Origin of the sequence: Labrys okinawensis, from assembly GCF_002982075.1 — a bacterium.
Lineage (GTDB): Bacteria > Pseudomonadota > Alphaproteobacteria > Rhizobiales > Labraceae > Labrys > Labrys okinawensis_A.
Genome location: NZ_PUEJ01000015.1, coordinates 1 through 14,960 on the forward strand (window position 1 = coordinate 1; position 14,960 = coordinate 14,960).

The 14,960-nt window shown below is 63.7% G+C and carries 12 protein-coding genes; 7 read left to right on the top strand and 5 right to left on the bottom strand.

What is annotated here, in order from left to right; genetic code table 11:
• The 5 genes from C5L14_RS28010 to C5L14_RS28030 all read right to left on the bottom strand — a co-directional run.
• Nucleotides 1–162, bottom strand: a 162-nt coding sequence (locus C5L14_RS28010) for a dTDP-4-dehydrorhamnose 3,5-epimerase family protein (RefSeq protein ID WP_181161371.1), incomplete at its 3' end; no start/stop codon positions are given.
• Between the two features lie 651 nt (nucleotides 163–813).
• The gene (locus C5L14_RS28015) at nucleotides 814–1,752 is read right to left on the bottom strand and encodes a site-specific tyrosine recombinase XerD (RefSeq protein ID WP_105865355.1); all 939 of its coding nucleotides are present in this window, start codon (nucleotides 1,750–1,752) and stop codon (nucleotides 814–816) included.
• 95 nt (nucleotides 1,753–1,847) lie between these two features.
• Nucleotides 1,848–3,905 (bottom strand): FUSC family protein, encoded by a 2,058-nt coding sequence (locus tag C5L14_RS28020; protein ID WP_245443620.1) that lies wholly within the window; start codon nucleotides 3,903–3,905, stop codon nucleotides 1,848–1,850.
• 119 nt (nucleotides 3,906–4,024) lie between these two features.
• On the bottom strand, nucleotides 4,025–4,843 hold the full coding sequence (locus C5L14_RS28025; RefSeq protein WP_146127043.1) for a hypothetical protein: 819 nt from the start codon (nucleotides 4,841–4,843) through the stop codon (nucleotides 4,025–4,027).
• Between the two features lie 72 nt (nucleotides 4,844–4,915).
• Nucleotides 4,916–5,080, bottom strand: coding sequence for a histidine kinase (locus tag C5L14_RS28030; RefSeq protein WP_105865357.1), 165 nt, complete (start codon nucleotides 5,078–5,080; stop codon nucleotides 4,916–4,918).
• Nucleotides 5,081–5,212: 132 nt separating this feature from the next.
• On the opposite strand from C5L14_RS28030, the gene C5L14_RS30510 reads away from it, so the two are divergent.
• The 7 genes from C5L14_RS30510 to C5L14_RS28060 all read left to right on the top strand — a co-directional run bounded on the left by C5L14_RS30510 (nucleotide 5,213) and on the right by C5L14_RS28060 (nucleotide 14,917).
• Nucleotides 5,213–5,830: a shikimate kinase gene (locus tag C5L14_RS30510; RefSeq protein WP_245443621.1), complete on the top strand. Its 618-nt coding sequence runs from the start codon at nucleotides 5,213–5,215 to the stop codon at nucleotides 5,828–5,830.
• A complete protein-coding gene (gene aroB / locus C5L14_RS28035; RefSeq protein WP_181161364.1) occupies nucleotides 5,827–6,960 on the top strand; it encodes a 3-dehydroquinate synthase in 1,134 nt (377 codons plus the stop codon). The genes C5L14_RS30510 and aroB overlap by 4 nt, the downstream gene beginning before the upstream one ends.
• 129 nt (nucleotides 6,961–7,089) lie before the next feature.
• The gene (locus C5L14_RS28040) at nucleotides 7,090–8,373 is read left to right on the top strand and encodes an HlyC/CorC family transporter (RefSeq protein ID WP_105865358.1); all 1,284 of its coding nucleotides are present in this window, start codon (nucleotides 7,090–7,092) and stop codon (nucleotides 8,371–8,373) included.
• A 438-nt stretch (nucleotides 8,374–8,811) separates the two neighbouring features.
• The gene (locus C5L14_RS28045; protein WP_105865359.1) at nucleotides 8,812–9,891 is read left to right on the top strand and encodes a hypothetical protein; all 1,080 of its coding nucleotides are present in this window, start codon (nucleotides 8,812–8,814) and stop codon (nucleotides 9,889–9,891) included.
• 178 nt (nucleotides 9,892–10,069) lie between these two features.
• Nucleotides 10,070–11,230, top strand: coding sequence for a hypothetical protein (locus tag C5L14_RS28050; RefSeq protein ID WP_209433504.1), 1,161 nt, complete (start codon nucleotides 10,070–10,072; stop codon nucleotides 11,228–11,230).
• A gap of 215 nt (nucleotides 11,231–11,445) precedes the next feature.
• Nucleotides 11,446–13,398 carry an ATP-binding protein gene (locus C5L14_RS28055; RefSeq protein ID WP_105865361.1) on the top strand — a complete coding sequence of 651 codons (1,953 nt, stop codon included), beginning with the start codon at nucleotides 11,446–11,448 and terminating at the stop codon, nucleotides 13,396–13,398.
• Between the two features lie 184 nt (nucleotides 13,399–13,582).
• Nucleotides 13,583–14,917 (top strand): DUF6638 family protein, encoded by a 1,335-nt coding sequence (locus tag C5L14_RS28060; protein ID WP_105865362.1) that lies wholly within the window; start codon nucleotides 13,583–13,585, stop codon nucleotides 14,915–14,917.
• Nucleotides 14,918–14,960: the final 43 nt, after the last annotated feature.

A 14,960-nucleotide genomic window follows, 5' to 3' on the forward strand; every position in this document is an offset into this window, starting at 1 on the left:
AGCACCGGACAAGGCCTCGTTGTCCTGGACGAACTCGACATCCGCCACCTGCTGGCGAAACACGCGCGCGTTGAACACTTCCGAAAAATACCCCCGAGCATCACCAAAACGCCGCGGACGAACCCGGGCAACCTCGGGAATGGATAAACGCTCGACGATCATCACACTGCACTCGTCAGAATTTATAAAGATCTATTGGAATTTTATTACATATGTCAAGTTTATATTTATTTCTAATTTGAAGAATAAGGTGTAATATAATCACCCCACCAGAAGGCATCATATTGAATGCAAATTGTAGCGGGCATAAATATTTCTAAAAACATATACCAATATAAAACGTTTTACTTTTCTATAAATTAAATCAAATATATTTTTATAATAAGCTGCACGCGAATAAACAAATCGTTATGAGTTTTATTTTTATCTAAATTAATTCTTTTTTGTAGAGCCCATACATCAGAATCTCTATTTCTGCAGCGTAAAAACTTCTGAAGATACGAAAATATTTTTTAAATTCTCTGCTTATTTACATTTAAAATCACGATTTGAAATAAATCCTTAGGTTAGCTTGCAGCCATTCGGGCACACATAGAATTCAACTCACCATTATTTGAGCTTTCAGTAGACGCGGGGATCCCATCAAGCAGCCACTCCACAAACTTCGCTAATTAATCAAGTATATTGAGGAAAGAAATCTCTTCTTTCATTCCCCGCCTGCCCTAGATGCGCCGGTCAACAGAGGCCTTGATCATGCCGAGGCGGTTCGCCACCAAGCAGCCGCCTTGGGGCGCCTCGCCTGCCGCGGCAGCCTCAATCCGCCAGTGGGTGCAGGTCGCGCACCATCGATTTCACGCGCTCGTCCAGCACATGGGTATAGATCTGCGTGGTGGCGATGTCGGCATGGCCGAGCATCATCTGCACGGAGCGCAGATCCGCACCGTTCTGCAGGAGGTGGCTGGCGAAGGCATGGCGCAGCACATGCGGGCTGACTCGGTCGGCGCGGATGCCGGCGCCCACCGCCAGCATCTTCAATTCCCGCGCGAAATGCTGGCGCGTGAGATGGCCGCTCTCGCCGAAGGATGGAAACAACCAGGGCGAGGCGCCGTCCCTGCCCGTCTGGGCGAGCAAGCCGAGATAGGCCTGCATGGCGCGCCGGGCGGCCTCGGTGAGCGGGACCAGCCTTTCCTTGGCGCCCTTGCCCACCACGTTCAGCATGGCAAGCCCGGGCCGGGCCGCGGTGCGCTTGAGGCTGACCAGCTCCGAGACACGCAGCCCCGAGGCATAGAGCGTCTCGAGCAGGGCACTCAACCGCGCCGCCCTCAGGCGTTCCGACAGCGGACGCGTAGCGTCCTCGATTCCTTCGGCCGCCGCTGCAAGCAGGCGATCGACCTCCGCCACATCCAGCACCTTGGGGAGGGCACGCCCGCGCTTGGGCCCGTCGAGCACGCCGGTTGGATCGTCAGTCCGGAAACCTTCGGCATAAAGGAATTTGTGCAATTGCCGGATCGCCGACAAATGGCGCGCCAAAGTGGTCGCCTTGAAGCCCAGATCGCTGAGCGCGGCGAGATGTGCCCTCGCCTCGTCGGCACCTGCCGTGGCGATTGCCCCGCCGCGCCCCTTCAGGAAATCGCTGTAATCGGTGAGATCGCGCCGATAGGCCTGCAGCGTGTTGTCGGCGCCGCCGCGCTCCGCGGACACCATGTCGAGGAAGGCGTTGATGAGACGGCTGTCACTGGCGGGTTTTGACATGGAGCCAGCCTAGCGCCTCGGGGTTAACGGCAGGAAAATCACCCGCAGAGACTCGGGCCGCGGCAGGGACATTTCGGTCCGCCTCCCGCCCGGCCTCAGAAATAAAGCGGGTGATCCTCCAGGGCCAAGGCAATCACCCTGAGCGAGGCCGCCGCCTGCAGATGCGCGTTTGGGCTGGTTTCCTTGACGATCTCGGCCGCCAGTTCCCTGAGCGAGCCGATCATGTCGCGCAGCAATTTGGCATGCGGGATACGGATGGCGAGGAGGCGGGCGAGGCGCACCAGCATCTCCGAAACGGCCGCGGCATGGTCGGGCTCGATCTGGCCTTCGCGCAGGAAACGGCGAAGGCGCAGGATCTCCAGCCCCATGGTCACGGCGGCCAGGCTCCCGTCCAGCACATATTGGCCCTTGCTGCCGACCCGTTCCAGCGGCGCCATCAGCTGGTTGATGCGGTCATAGGCAAGGCTTTCGAAGGCTGAGGGCTTGGGCAGGCGCTCATGCAGGCAGAGCCTGGTCAGATCGGCCCGGAATGCCTCCACCACCCGCTCGACCACGCTTTGCGGGCGCCGGGGCAGCACCACCGCGAACACGGCGAGGCTGAGCAGCCCGCCGCCGAGCACAGCGATCGCCGCATTGAGGAAGAGCCAGGGCTCGGCCACCATCGGCTGGCGCGGATTGAGAAAGAGCAGGAAATTGATGGCGAAGGCGGTTGCAATCGGCGTGAAGCGCGGATTGGCCATGCCCAGCGCCGCCGGCAGCAGCACCAGCCCGATCAGCGCCAGCAGCCAGGGAAGCCCCGGCAGATGCGGCAGCATGAGCTGGCCGACCAGGAAGGCAAACGGCACCGAATAGGCCGTGCCCTTGAGGAAGTCCCAGGCTGACCGCAGCGGATTGGGCATGGTGGCGAACAGGCTCGACATCACCGCCACCATCACCGCGGCCCCGGCGAGATCGGCCCACCGTGTGGCGATCCAATAGGCGGTGACGATGGTGGTGGCGATCGCCGCCCGGATGGCGTTGACGGCCGCTACCTCATAGTCGCGATCGATGGCGAGGGCCGGCAGCTTCCATTGGCCGGGCGGGTCGGGCGCGCGCAGCCGCAGGGCGGCCAGTCCCTCCAGCACCTGGCGGATGGCGGTGAGAAACTCGATCAGCAGGGTAATGCGGGCTGCCGCCGCGGCCCGGTCCTCGTGCGGCTGCAGCGGTGCGCCGCGCATCGCCTCGGCCTCGCGGCAGAATTCCTCGATCTGCCGCAGCCAGGGGCGGACATCCTGGGTGAGCCAATCGCCCTGTGCGATCCCCTCCAGCATGGTCTTGATGCGGTTGAGCAGCGGGCGCCAGCTCGAATCGGGGGCGCTGGCATGGGCAAGCAGCGTATGCACGGCCGAGATGGCCGAGAGCATATGGCCGATCGTGTGCCGGGCCATGCGCCCATGCGTCACCAGGCTGGGTGCCTCCAGGCGGGCATAGGCGCGCATGCCCGCAAGCGCCTCGATATCGACGATCAGGCGCTGATAGCGCGCGTCGAGCTCCGCCTTCGCAGTGCCCCCGATCGCGCCCGCTCCATAGCGGGCGATGTCCCTGAGGCTTGCGCCGGCCCGTTCCACCAGCACGTCGCGGGCGAGCTGCGGCAGCAGGAAACGGCTGGCGAGGCCCGCACAGACGATGCCGAGCATGATCTCGATGCAGCGCGCTATCGCCAGCTCGTTGACGAGATGAGGATTGTCGAAAGCCGGCAGGCCGATGATGGCGGCCGTATAGCCGGCCAATACCGCCCCATAGGCCTCGGGGTTGCGCAGCGTCGAGGCCACGAAGGTGCACAAGCCGATCCAGGCGGCCAGCAGACCCAGGAAGAACAGATGCTCGCTGCCCGTGAGCTTGACCATCGCCACCGAGGCAAGGGCGCCGATCAGCGTGCCGGCCAACCGGAACAGGCCCTTGGCGAGCACCATGCCGGCGACGGGCTGGCTGACGATATAGACGGTCATCATCGCCCATTGCGGCTGTTCGAGCCCGAGCGCATAAGCGATCGCCAGGGCGAGGAGCCCGACGACGGTGGTGCGGAAGGCGAAGATCCAGTCGGCCCGCGGCGGCATGGCCAGGTGCGGCAGGCTGAACGAGGGACGGGCGGAAAGGAAACTCGGGCGAGGCATCACACCGGCCATACAGGGTTTGTCATCTGATTGGTATCGGCTCGCGGCGACAGTCCGATATCGGCGGGACGGCGCCTCCCGACCGAGGCATGCCTGTCAGGGCTTTCGAGCAACACGCTTTAGCGGCAGGACTCGGGAATGACAGCCAGCGCCTTTTCCGCCGAAGACCCCTTCAGTGGTCCCAGTTGCTTGGCGAGATCAAGCAGCAGCTTGTCGGCCGCCCGCAACTCACCATAGTCGAACGGCGCTTCCAGAGTGAAGGAGACATCCCCTGCCAGTGGCTTGCCGCCGTCTGCCGGATACCACAAGGTGGCCTCGAGCCGGATCTTCCGCTTGGCGCTCATAGGCAGCGGCTCGGAGGCATAGGCGGTTTGGGCGACCCGCGGTCCGGCCTGCAGCACCGAGTTTCCCTGGAACGGCACGATCTCGTGAAGATTGTGGATGGATTGGGCAAGCTCGCTCAGCGTCTTCGGCGGAGTGTCGTCGAAGGAAAAGGATTTCGAGAAGTCGCTCGAGGGCTTGCCGGTCGGCCCGATGCCATAATCGTCCTGAAAGGCCGTCTCGCCCGTCCTTGAGAGCCCGATGGGCATGGTTTTAACGGCAAGCATATCGGTATTTCGGATTTTCAAGGTGATGCGCGGTGTCTTACCGGGCTTTTCGCGCGAGCGAAGCAGCATGGACGCGCGGGTCAGGGCACATTCCTGCGTATCGAAGAACTGCACCTGCATCTGTTTGGGCTGCCCGAATTCGAGTTTCGTCACCTGGCTGAGCCGCTCTTCGACCGCCAAGATCGCCGCGTCCGAATCCCCCGGCAAGGCGGCCGGGTCGAGGCCGACCTTGTACTCCCGCGATTCCAGCCCCTCGCTCCCGGCCTGGGCGGCCGGCGACAAGGGCAAGGCCGTGAGGATGGACATGGCGGCGAAAAGCGATGGCCTCACTTTGAATCTCCCGGCGCTCGTCATTCTAAAACCTGTTTCGCTGAATCCTCGCGGTTGCGGGCGGCTCCTGCTTCAGGGCTTCGGCGGCTCCTCGGCCGGTTCGAGATTCTTGAGAGGAATGTCCTGGCTCATCGGCCGTGTCGCCGGCTTTACGAACGTGCCCAGCGCATAGACCAGGCCGAAACCGGCCAATCCCAGCAGCAGGAGAATGAGAAGGAAGCGGAAGAGGCTGGGCATGAGGATCCTGAACGCAACAGTGCCAGGATAATGCGTGATTCAGGGCAGCACCATGGCGTTGTGCCCTCCGCTTGCCCCTCAGGCTCTTGCATCGAGGCCCCTCTCCGGTTCATTAGAACGATGGACTTGTTGATGCGGGACGATATGAGCGGCTTTGCGACACCCCCTGTCCCGGCCGAGCGCGAGAAGAAAATGGCGGAAGCCCTCGCGGGGCGGTCGGTCGTGCTGGTGGGCATGATGGGGGCGGGCAAGAGCGCCGTCGGCCGGCGCTTGGCCGGTCGGCTCGGCCTCGAATTCCGCGATGCCGATACCGAGATCGAGGAAGCCGCCCAGAAGACCATTTCCGAGATCTTCGCCTCGGATGGCGAGGCCTTCTTCCGCGACAAAGAACGCCGTGTCATTGCAAGGCTGCTCGCCTGCGACAAGCCGATCGTGCTGGCGACCGGCGGCGGCGCTTATATGAATGAGGAGACCCGCGCCCTCATCGCCCGCTGCAGCGTCTCGATCTGGCTGAAGGCGGAACTCGACGTGCTGATGCGGCGCGTTCGCCGCAAGCCGACCCGCCCGCTCCTGCAGACCGCCGATCCGGAAGGCACGCTGCGCAAGCTGATCGAAGCCCGCTATCCCATCTATGCCGGAGCCGACGTCACCGTGCTGTCGCGTGACGTCGCCCAGGAGACGGTGCTGGAGGACGTCGTCACCGCCCTCGAACATTATTTATCGACAGAAAGATCGGACAAACCGGCATGAGCCAGCCCATCGTCGTTCCCGTCGCGCTGGGCGCGCGCTCCTATGAGATCGCCATCGGTCCGGGCCTTCTCGGCGAGGCCGGTCGACGCATCGCCGCCCTCGCGCCCAAGGCGCGCCTGGCCATCGTCACCGATGCCAATGTCGCGGCCCTGCATCTGGCGACATTGACGGGGAGCCTCGATGCCGCCGGGATCGAGCATCAGACCATCACCGTCGCCCCCGGCGAGGCCTCCAAGAGCTTCGCCACCTTCGCCGAGGTCTGCGAGAGCCTGATCGCCACGCGCGTCGAGCGCGGCGATCTCGTCGTCGCCTTCGGCGGCGGCGTGATCGGGGATCTTGCCGGCTTTGCAGCGGCAGCGGTCCGGCGCGGCATGCGCTTCGTCCAGATTCCCACCAGCCTGCTGGCGCAGGTCGATTCCTCGGTGGGCGGCAAGACGGGCATCAATTCCCGCCACGGCAAGAACCTGGTGGGCGCCTTCCACCAGCCCAGCCTGGTGCTGGCCGATACGCAGGTGCTCGATACCCTCTCCCGGCGCGAATTCCGCGCCGGCTATGCCGAGGTCGCCAAATACGGGCTGATCAACGACGCTCCCTTCTTCCACTGGCTCGAGACGCATTGGCAGGACGTGATGGCGGGAGGGCCGGCGCGGGTCGAGGCCATCGCCACCTCCTGCCGCGCCAAGGCCGGCATCGTCGCCCGCGACGAGACCGAGACCGGCGAGCGGGCGCTCCTCAATCTCGGCCACACCTTCGGCCATGCGCTGGAAGCGGTCACCGGCTACAACTCGGCCCGTCTCGTGCATGGCGAGGGCGTCTCGATCGGCATGGTGCTGGCCCATGAATTCTCGGCGCGGCTCGCCCTGTGCTCCCAGGAAACGCCCTCGCGCGTCGCCGCCCATCTCGCCGCGGCCGGCCTGCCCACCCGCATCGACCAGGTGCCGGGCGGAGCCGGCACCGCGGACGAGTTGCTGAACGCCATCCTGCAGGACAAGAAGGTCAAGCGCGGCAAGCTCACCTTCATTCTCACCCGCGGCATCGGCGAGAGTTTCATCGCCAACGATGTCGATCCCCATGCCGTGACGGGCTTCCTGGAAGAGAAGCTCGCCGACGCCGGCAAGCTGGGAGCGTAATGATGTCTAAACCGTCATTGCGAGCGCAGCCAAGCAATCCAGATTTGGCCCACCATGAAGATCTGGATTGCTTGGCTGCGCTCGCAATGACGATCCCTCTCCTTCCTTGGGCCTGATCGGAAGGAACCCATGCATCCCGAGGCCTGGTACTCGCTCTTCATCGTCTTCCTGCTTCTGCTGGCGGGCTTCTTCTTCGCGGGCTCCGAGACCGCCCTCACCGCCGCCTCGCGCGCAAGGCTGCTGTCGCTGGAGAAGAACGGCAGCCAGCGCGCCAAGGTCGTCAACAAGCTGCTCGACATCCGCGAGGCGATGATCGGCTCGCTGCTGGTCGGCACCAGCATCGTCAACACGGCCGCCGCGGCGCTGACCACCGGCATCCTGCTCGACATCTTCGGCGATGTCGGCATCTTCTACGCCACCATCGTCATCTCGGTGCTGACCATCATCTTCGTCGAGATCCTGCCCAAGACCATCGCCATCAACTATCCCGAGCGCTTCTCCCTGGCCGTCGGCTGGCCGGTGCGGCTGGTGGTGCTGATCTTCTCGCCGGTGACGGGCCTGCTCGGCTGGCTGGTGCGCGCGATCCTGCGCCTCGTCGGCCTGGAGGTCGGCAAGCATCCCTCCTTGCTCTCGGCCACCGACGAATTGCGCGGCACTGTCGACCTCCTGCACAAGGAAGGCTCGGTGGAGAAGACCGAGCGCGACATGTTCGGCGGCCTGCTCGACCTGCAGGAACTCACCGTCGACGACGTCATGGTCCACCGCACCAAGATGTTCTCCGTCGATCTCGACGAGGGGCCCGCCCAGATCGTGCAGAGCGTGCTGGCCGCCCCCTATACCCGTATCCCTGTGTGGAAGGAGAGCCCCGAGAACATCATCGGTGTGCTGCACGCCAAGGACCTCTTGCGCGCCCTCGATGCCGCCGGCAACGATCCCCTCAAGCTCGACATCGAGGAGATCGCCCTGCCGGCCTGGTTCGTACCCGATACCACCTCGCTGGTCGACCAATTGCGCTCCTTCCGCCGCAGGAAGCAGCATTTCGCCTTCGTGGTCGACGAATACGGCTCGGTGCTCGGCATCGTCACGCTGGAGGACATCATCGAGGAGATCGTCGGCGACATCTCCGACGAGCATGATCTGGTGGTGACGGGCGTGCGCCCGCAGGCCGACGGCGCCGTCAATGTCGACGGCTCGGTGCCGATCCGCGACCTCAACCGCGCCATGGACTGGACGCTGCCGGACGAGGAGGCCACCACCATCGCTGGCCTCGTCATCCACGAGGCCCGCACCATCCCGGAGGCCGGCCAGACCTTCACCTTCCATGGCTACCGCTTCCAGGTGCTGAGGAAGCAGAAGAACCGCATCGCCTCGCTGAGGATCACCCCGATCGTGGCGGAGACGCCGGAGGGGTGAAGGAGACACCGAGACGAGCCCACCCCGCGCAATAGCGCGCCCCCGAAATGAAAAAGCCCGCAACAACAATGCGCTAAAGGGTTCTTCACTTAGAGAAATCTCGCGCTGCGGCCGTCCGGCCGATTGCTTGCGGTATTGCCGGCATCGGCCGCTTCATCGCACCCCCATAAGGCCCGCACGCGCCCTTTCCCCGGTCACCATGTGCCCTACGTCACACGCCAGTCGGTGCCCCCTCGCCACGCCCTTTAAACTTGTCTCGATTTCCCCTATCTGGTTGCTCAATAGTCAAAGCGTCTTCCGAATTGGCGCAATTGCCAAGAAACGCAAAGACGCTCTGGCCAATCCGCTGGATTGGCCGGGAAACAACGAGCCTGGAGCAAATAAGCGCTCAGCATGAACGCGTTTTGCTCCGGGATGGCAAACCCAGGGGAGAGCCGCATGGCCGAGTTCGACGCCGCGATCAAGTCCGCCGAAGCTGAAATCAAGGCGGCCCAGGCCAAGATTTCCGAAGTCAGCTCGAGGATCGAGCTCGCCCATTCGAAGATGGAGAAGGGCGAGGATATTTCCATCGACATCCAGAACGCCACGCTCGACGACGTTCACGCCCATTCCAACGCGATGAACGCCAACATCGCCGAGCTCATCATGGGTCTCGACGACGTCACCGCCGGCTTCTCCAAGGAATTCGACGCCATGCGCGAGAAGTCCGGCTGGGAGAGCTTCGTGGGCATCTTCTCCTCCGCCAAGTCGGACTCCATGCGCGAGGAGCGCCTGCGCGCCGCCTCCATCGACGACAAGCTGCAGGACCTGATCTCCAAGTCCGACATCATCGTCAACCTCCTGCAGAACCAGCTCGGCGTGCTCAACGACCACAAGGCCCGGGTTGAGAAGAACCTGTCCGGCACCCTGGCGGACCGCGAAGCCACCGTGGCGGAACTGGAGAAGATCCGCGCCCAAGTCCTGGCCATGGATCCCAAGATCATCGACCTCGAAAACAAGATCTCGATGGAACAGGATGCCGCCGCCCGCACGCGCCTGGAAACCGAACTCGCCCAGACCAATGCGACCTATAACAGCCTCGTGCAGGAAGAGCAGGTCAAGCTCGCGCAGTCGCAGACGCTGGAGCGCTATATCGAGCAGGGCAAGAGCTGGGTCGACAGCCTGCAGAACCAGGCCGCTACCCAGATGGTGCTGATCAACAAGCTACAGACCGACACCAAGCAGCGCGTGGTGCTCTATGATGCGCTCACCAAGTCGCTCAAGACGGCCCAGCAGCAGGATGTCGCCCACCGCATCAACGAGATCGGAGTCAAGACCGACCAAGAGGCCCAGGCTGCCATGGCCGCGATCGGCTCGGCCACCAATCAGCGCATGGCCGAGATGATGGAAAAGCACGAGGATCACATGGTCTTCGCCCGCAAGATCCTGGAAGAAAAGGCCAAATCCGACGAGCGCTTCGCCCGCCGCTTCGCCAAGATCGTCGAGAAGCACGACAAGAATCTCTATGGCGGGGCATGAAGCCTACCCTCCCCTGGAGGGGGAGGGTCGAGGCGAAGCCTCGGGGTGGGGTGGCAGTGCCGCCTTGCCCACGGGATAGCATGGAAGGCTTCAAATCCTTCCGGCAAAATCACCCCACCCCGGCCCACGGGCCGACCCTCCCCTTCCAGGGGAGGGTAAAGATTGCCGAGGCCCGCCCTTGACCCCTCCCGGTAACGACCACGTCACCCTGCCGGATCCCCAGGCGATGCGGCGCTATTTCGGCAAGTTCTCCCGCATCATCCGCCATCTGCGGGAGATCGCCGGCCAGACCGGCCAGGGAAGCCAGGCAAGCCTCGTCGACGACGCCAAATATGGCGGCAGCGAGTTCGCCAGGATCCAGCTCGACCTGATCGAGAATTATCTGCAACGCCTGGCCAAGACTTTCACCGCCCTCAGCCTCAAGCACCTGATGTCGGGCCGCGTCTCCTCACTGCCGCTCACTTTGACGATCGACCGCTCGGAGAGCGGCTTTCCGGTGTTCCAGGAGATCATGACGATGGCGAACGACCTCGTGCAGGTCGACCGCCACCTCGCCAACCAGCCGGACCAGGCCCGGCTGAAGGAGGCGATGATCGCGGCCATCCTCTCCGAACGGGCGAGACCCACCAGCCTGCAATATGCGATGAGCCAGCGCATCTATTACGAGACGCTGAAATCACGCGGCCTGTTCTTCGCCCAGAACCACCCGCAATTCCTGCTGTTGTCCGACGCCAAGGCGCAGCGCCGGCGCTATCTGCTGCATTGGGCCGTCTATGACAGCGCCCTTAGCCTGCCGGTGATCTACCTCCTGGTGGTCGAGGATACCGGCCATGTCATCCTCAACGAGGATCAGATGCGCTGGCCGCAGGTGCAGTCCCACCTGATGGCGCAGTCGCTTTCCAGCCTCAAGCTCCTCACCATCGCCCGCGGCTTCGACGTCGATTTCGACAATCTGCATCCCAAGCTCCTGAGGCGCATCCATGTCGGGCCGATGTATTCGCACGCCTTCACCGAGCAGACCGGCCCCTTGCGTGAAATCCTCGCCGAGGTCTCGCGCACCGAGGAGAGCGACTGGGCCCTGGCCTGGACCATCGAGACGCTGGTCTCGGCCCGAAGCGAGCGGGTGCCCGCCGGCCTGCTTTCCACGGTGGAACGCGAGATCTTCGACCTTGACCAGTACCAGCCCGCTGCCGCCGAGGCGGGCGTGACCCGGCTCGAACGCTCGCTCGTCCTGCCGGTGCTGCCCTATCAGGTTCTCGTCGACCGCGATCCGCCCGGTTTCCGCGACGTGCGCAAATATGTGGTCGGCGAGGACGGTTCCCTGCTGACGGGGTTTTAGAGGATGGGCAGAGGGCGTTCTTACCCTCCCCTGGAGGTATCGGCACTTCCTCTTGGAAGTGCCTGGGGTTGGCCCGCAGGGCCGGGGTGGGGTGTTCCTCCGTCGGAAAACTCTTTCCCTGATATTGATTGCCACGGGGTGCCTAGCCACTCCACCCCGATGCTTCGCATCGCCCCTCCCCCTCCAAGGGAGGGTAGAAAGGCCACGAGGACCCCATGACCGCTTCCCTCAATCTGATGGAAATCCGCGAAGCGGCGATCCGCGCGCATTATCCCCAGGCCCTGGCCGTGATGGAGGGCTTCGACCATGCGCCGCGCATCGCCAAGGCGAGGCCCGCGCAGGCGGGCAGCGCGCCGGCCGAACGCTCGCCCGGCATTCCAACCGCGACCGGCCGGCTGTTCCGCGCCACCACGCCGGGGCTGACCGCGCGCTCCAGCGCGGCCCAGGACGGCGTCCACTTGATCGCCCGCATCAGCCAGGCCGACCCGGGCGAAGCCTTGATGAGCCCGGCCCAGGCCAGCGTGCTGCAGGCTCTGCGCCGCTCCCTGGCCACCGCCATGGCGGTGGGCGAGCTTTATGAGGAGCGCACCGCCCTCGGCCAGCTCAAGCGCGACAATCGCGAGGGGCGCCTCGATCCGGCCCGGCGCGCCGAATTCGCCGAGCTCCTCGCGGCGGCCTCCCTCATCGGCCTGCATGTCACCGCCAACATGCTCTCCTTCCTGCTTGCCGCGCAGGCGAGCGAGGGCCAGGCCGAGGTCGGCGAACTCGATGAAATCCTCACCGACAATCCCTCCATCGCCCTGCAAGGCGCCTTGTGGGAGCTCGACGGCATCCTGAGCCGGATGGATGGCAGCCTCAAGCTGGTACCGACCCTGACCGCCTGGTGCGAGCGGCTGATGGAAGCGGTCGCCTTGCGCGCCGGTACCGCACCGCGCCTGGAAGCCTTCACCAGTGCCGCCTACCGCGTCGAGGCCGACGACTTCCAGCTCAACGGCTTCACGCCCGCCACCCACAAGCGCTCCACCGCGCTGACCATGGCCTTCAAGAAGCCGACCGAGGTGGTGGGCAACCACATCGCCAAATACCAGTCGATGAAGCTGGCCAAGATGCTGATGGCCTATGATTTCGACAAGCGCCTCAACCCCTTCGCCGAGCTCGGCGGCTTCATCTTCACCTTCATGGGCGACGGCAAGCCCGGCACCGGCAAGACCACGCTGATCCAGATGATGGCCGGCCTGCTCAACGATTACTGCAGCAATGCCGGCTATCCCTTCCGCTATGCCAACCTCTCTACCGAGAGCATCGACAGCTACCAGGGCAAGTCGGCCCAGAACGCCAAGGCCTTCATCCGCGAGATCATCGACCCCGCCGTGATCGGCTTCGGCACCATCGACGACATCGACCAGCTCGCCGGCAAGCGCGGAGACCGACAATCCTCCTCGGGCCAGCTCGAGATTACCGCCGTGCTGATGGAGAGCTTTGCCGGCGCCAATACGGTGGTGCGCGGCAATTGCACCTTCGGCATGTTCTCCAACTTCCCGGAGAATGTCGACGATGCCCTGCGCCAGCGCGCAGGCGCCCGCTTCCTGGTGGACGGGCCGCAGAGCAAGGAGGACTATATCGACCTGCTCTCCCTGCTGCTCGGCAAGCGCCACAAGATCCCGCTGGGCGAGCACGACCTCTTTGCCGCCCAGGAGATCAAGAAGGCGGTGGCCGCCTCCTACGAGGCGCATGCGCGCCCGCAGGAAGAGGCCCTGACCAAGGTGTTCGACAGCGTGCAGGGCAAGATCGGGGCGCTCGACACCGTCGCCAAGCTCGGCGCCTATCTCAAGGCGATCCAGGAGGCGGACGAACGCTTCACCGGCCGCGCCATCAAGAACATCACCGATGCCATCAAGGTCAGGGCAATGGATTTCGAGCTGCCGGACGAGTGGATGGAAAAGCCCGACCTCTTCCTCACCAAGGATTACGCCACCAAGCTTGCGATGATCTCCGAACTTGCCAAGCCGATCACGGTCGAGATGGTGATCCAGGAGATCAACCGTTACGCCGACAGCGAATTCCGCTATGCCGACAAGTCGGACGAGGCCGCCATCGATAATGCGGTGCGCGAGATGGGGCGCATGGAGGAAGCCAAGAAACGCTATCTGGAGCAGCGCGGAGCATGAGGCACGATGTCAGCACAGGGTCGGTTTCTGTCATCCCGGACGCGCTGCAGCAGGCAGTGATGCGGCGCAGATCCGGGACCGCCGGCAGGATGAGGCTCGTCTCCCTTGCGGTTCCGCATCTGCATCGCAGCATTTCATGCCGGGATGCGTGCGGAATGACAGATGGTCTTAGAAAGTCGCCGTCATGATGGAGCGCCTGATCGAAGCGGGGCTGATGTTCGGGAACCTCATCGAGGTCTCCTCCCCCACCATGGTGGCGCGCTACAATGCGGCGCTGGAGAAACTCATCGGCAAGCGCACCACGCTCACCGAATTTCACATCGACCTCTCCGGCTTCTCGCCGGAGGTCGGCGACGAGCTCGACGACATCCGCTACCTCAATCCCGAGGGCTGCAACCGGATGTTCATCCTGCTCAGCCTCGACCAGCTCAAGGCGCCGCTGCTGAATGCCCAGTTCTCGACCATGCGGTCGGTGCTGCGCAACTTCATCCAGGACAATGCCAGGGAACTGATGGCGCTCAGCGTGCGCGAGGCCGTGATGGGCGAACTCGTGCACTCGATGTGGCGCATCAAGAGCCCGGCCGACCTCTTGGAGCTGCGCTCCGTCACCGTCGAGGCCAACACGCCGACCGACCGGCTGGGCGAGGCCGAGCAGCTGTCGCGCCTGATCGAGGATTTCCGCGCCAAGGACGATCTGTGGCAGGACGACGCCTATATCGACACCATGATCAAGCTCGCCGGCCGGGTGGGCGACATCACCCGCCATCCGGTGCGTTTCCGCAAGACCGAGTACAGCCAGGGCAATTTCTACACCAACTATTTCGACGGGCTCTATCTGTTCAGAGACATGTCCTACCCCGCCATGCTCTATCGCGGGGTGGCCCCGGGTTTTCCCAAGATCGGTGCGGTGGAAACCAAGGATCTCGAAAGCGCCGTGGATGTCTGGCACTTCCTGCAGCTCAACGGCTTGATCACCTCTGTCTTCGAGGCTGCCGATCTCAATGCCAAGGCGCTGCTGCGCCAGCGGCTCGACTTCATGCTGGCCAATGTCCTCGCCGGCAAAGCCGACGCGCCGGCGGAACTGGCCCGCCTCAACCGCCAGGACCTGCGCCGCTTCGCCATGCGTCACGCCAATGACCTGCCGCCGGAATTCGAGGTGGTCGAGGCTGCCCTGCGCGCCGCCGAGCAGGGACTCAAGCCCCGCCTGCCCGGCCCGACGGAGCCGGGCTGCTTCTATCTCTATCGTGCTGCCCAACTGCCGGACCGTGATCTCGTCAACCAGCTCCTGAGCGAGTTCACGCCGCTCGACATCCGCCAGCTCTTCCTGTGCAACAAGCCCGCCTTCTACAAGGCCTATCAGGGCTGGACCGAGCGCAAGCAGAACTATGTGGTGGAGTTCCTGTCCAGGGACGAGGCGCTCAAGAACGACGAGGCCTGGGAGGATCTGTTCGGCGACGGCACGCCGGAGGAAGAGCCCCCGCCGCAGGCGGGACCCTGGGGCGCAATCCCGAAGGGATAAAGAACGGGTGGCTGGTCTTCAGAACCTGACTCTATGATCACAA

Coding starts and splice junctions, on each gene's coding strand:
- C5L14_RS28015 (WP_105865355.1), bottom strand. CDS start 1,752: ATGTCAAAACCCGCCAGTGACAGCCGTCTCATCAACGCCTTCCTCGAC.
- C5L14_RS28020 (WP_245443620.1), bottom strand. CDS start 3,905: ATGCCTCGCCCGAGTTTCCTTTCCGCCCGTCCCTCGTTCAGCCTGCCG.
- C5L14_RS28030 (WP_105865357.1), bottom strand. CDS start 5,080: ATGCCCAGCCTCTTCCGCTTCCTTCTCATTCTCCTGCTGCTGGGATTG.
- C5L14_RS30510 (WP_245443621.1), top strand. CDS start 5,213: ATGCGGGACGATATGAGCGGCTTTGCGACACCCCCTGTCCCGGCCGAG.
- aroB (WP_181161364.1), top strand. CDS start 5,827: ATGAGCCAGCCCATCGTCGTTCCCGTCGCGCTGGGCGCGCGCTCCTAT.
- C5L14_RS28040 (WP_105865358.1), top strand. CDS start 7,090: ATGCATCCCGAGGCCTGGTACTCGCTCTTCATCGTCTTCCTGCTTCTG.
- C5L14_RS28045 (WP_105865359.1), top strand. CDS start 8,812: ATGGCCGAGTTCGACGCCGCGATCAAGTCCGCCGAAGCTGAAATCAAG.
- C5L14_RS28055 (WP_105865361.1), top strand. CDS start 11,446: ATGACCGCTTCCCTCAATCTGATGGAAATCCGCGAAGCGGCGATCCGC.
- C5L14_RS28060 (WP_105865362.1), top strand. CDS start 13,583: ATGATGGAGCGCCTGATCGAAGCGGGGCTGATGTTCGGGAACCTCATC.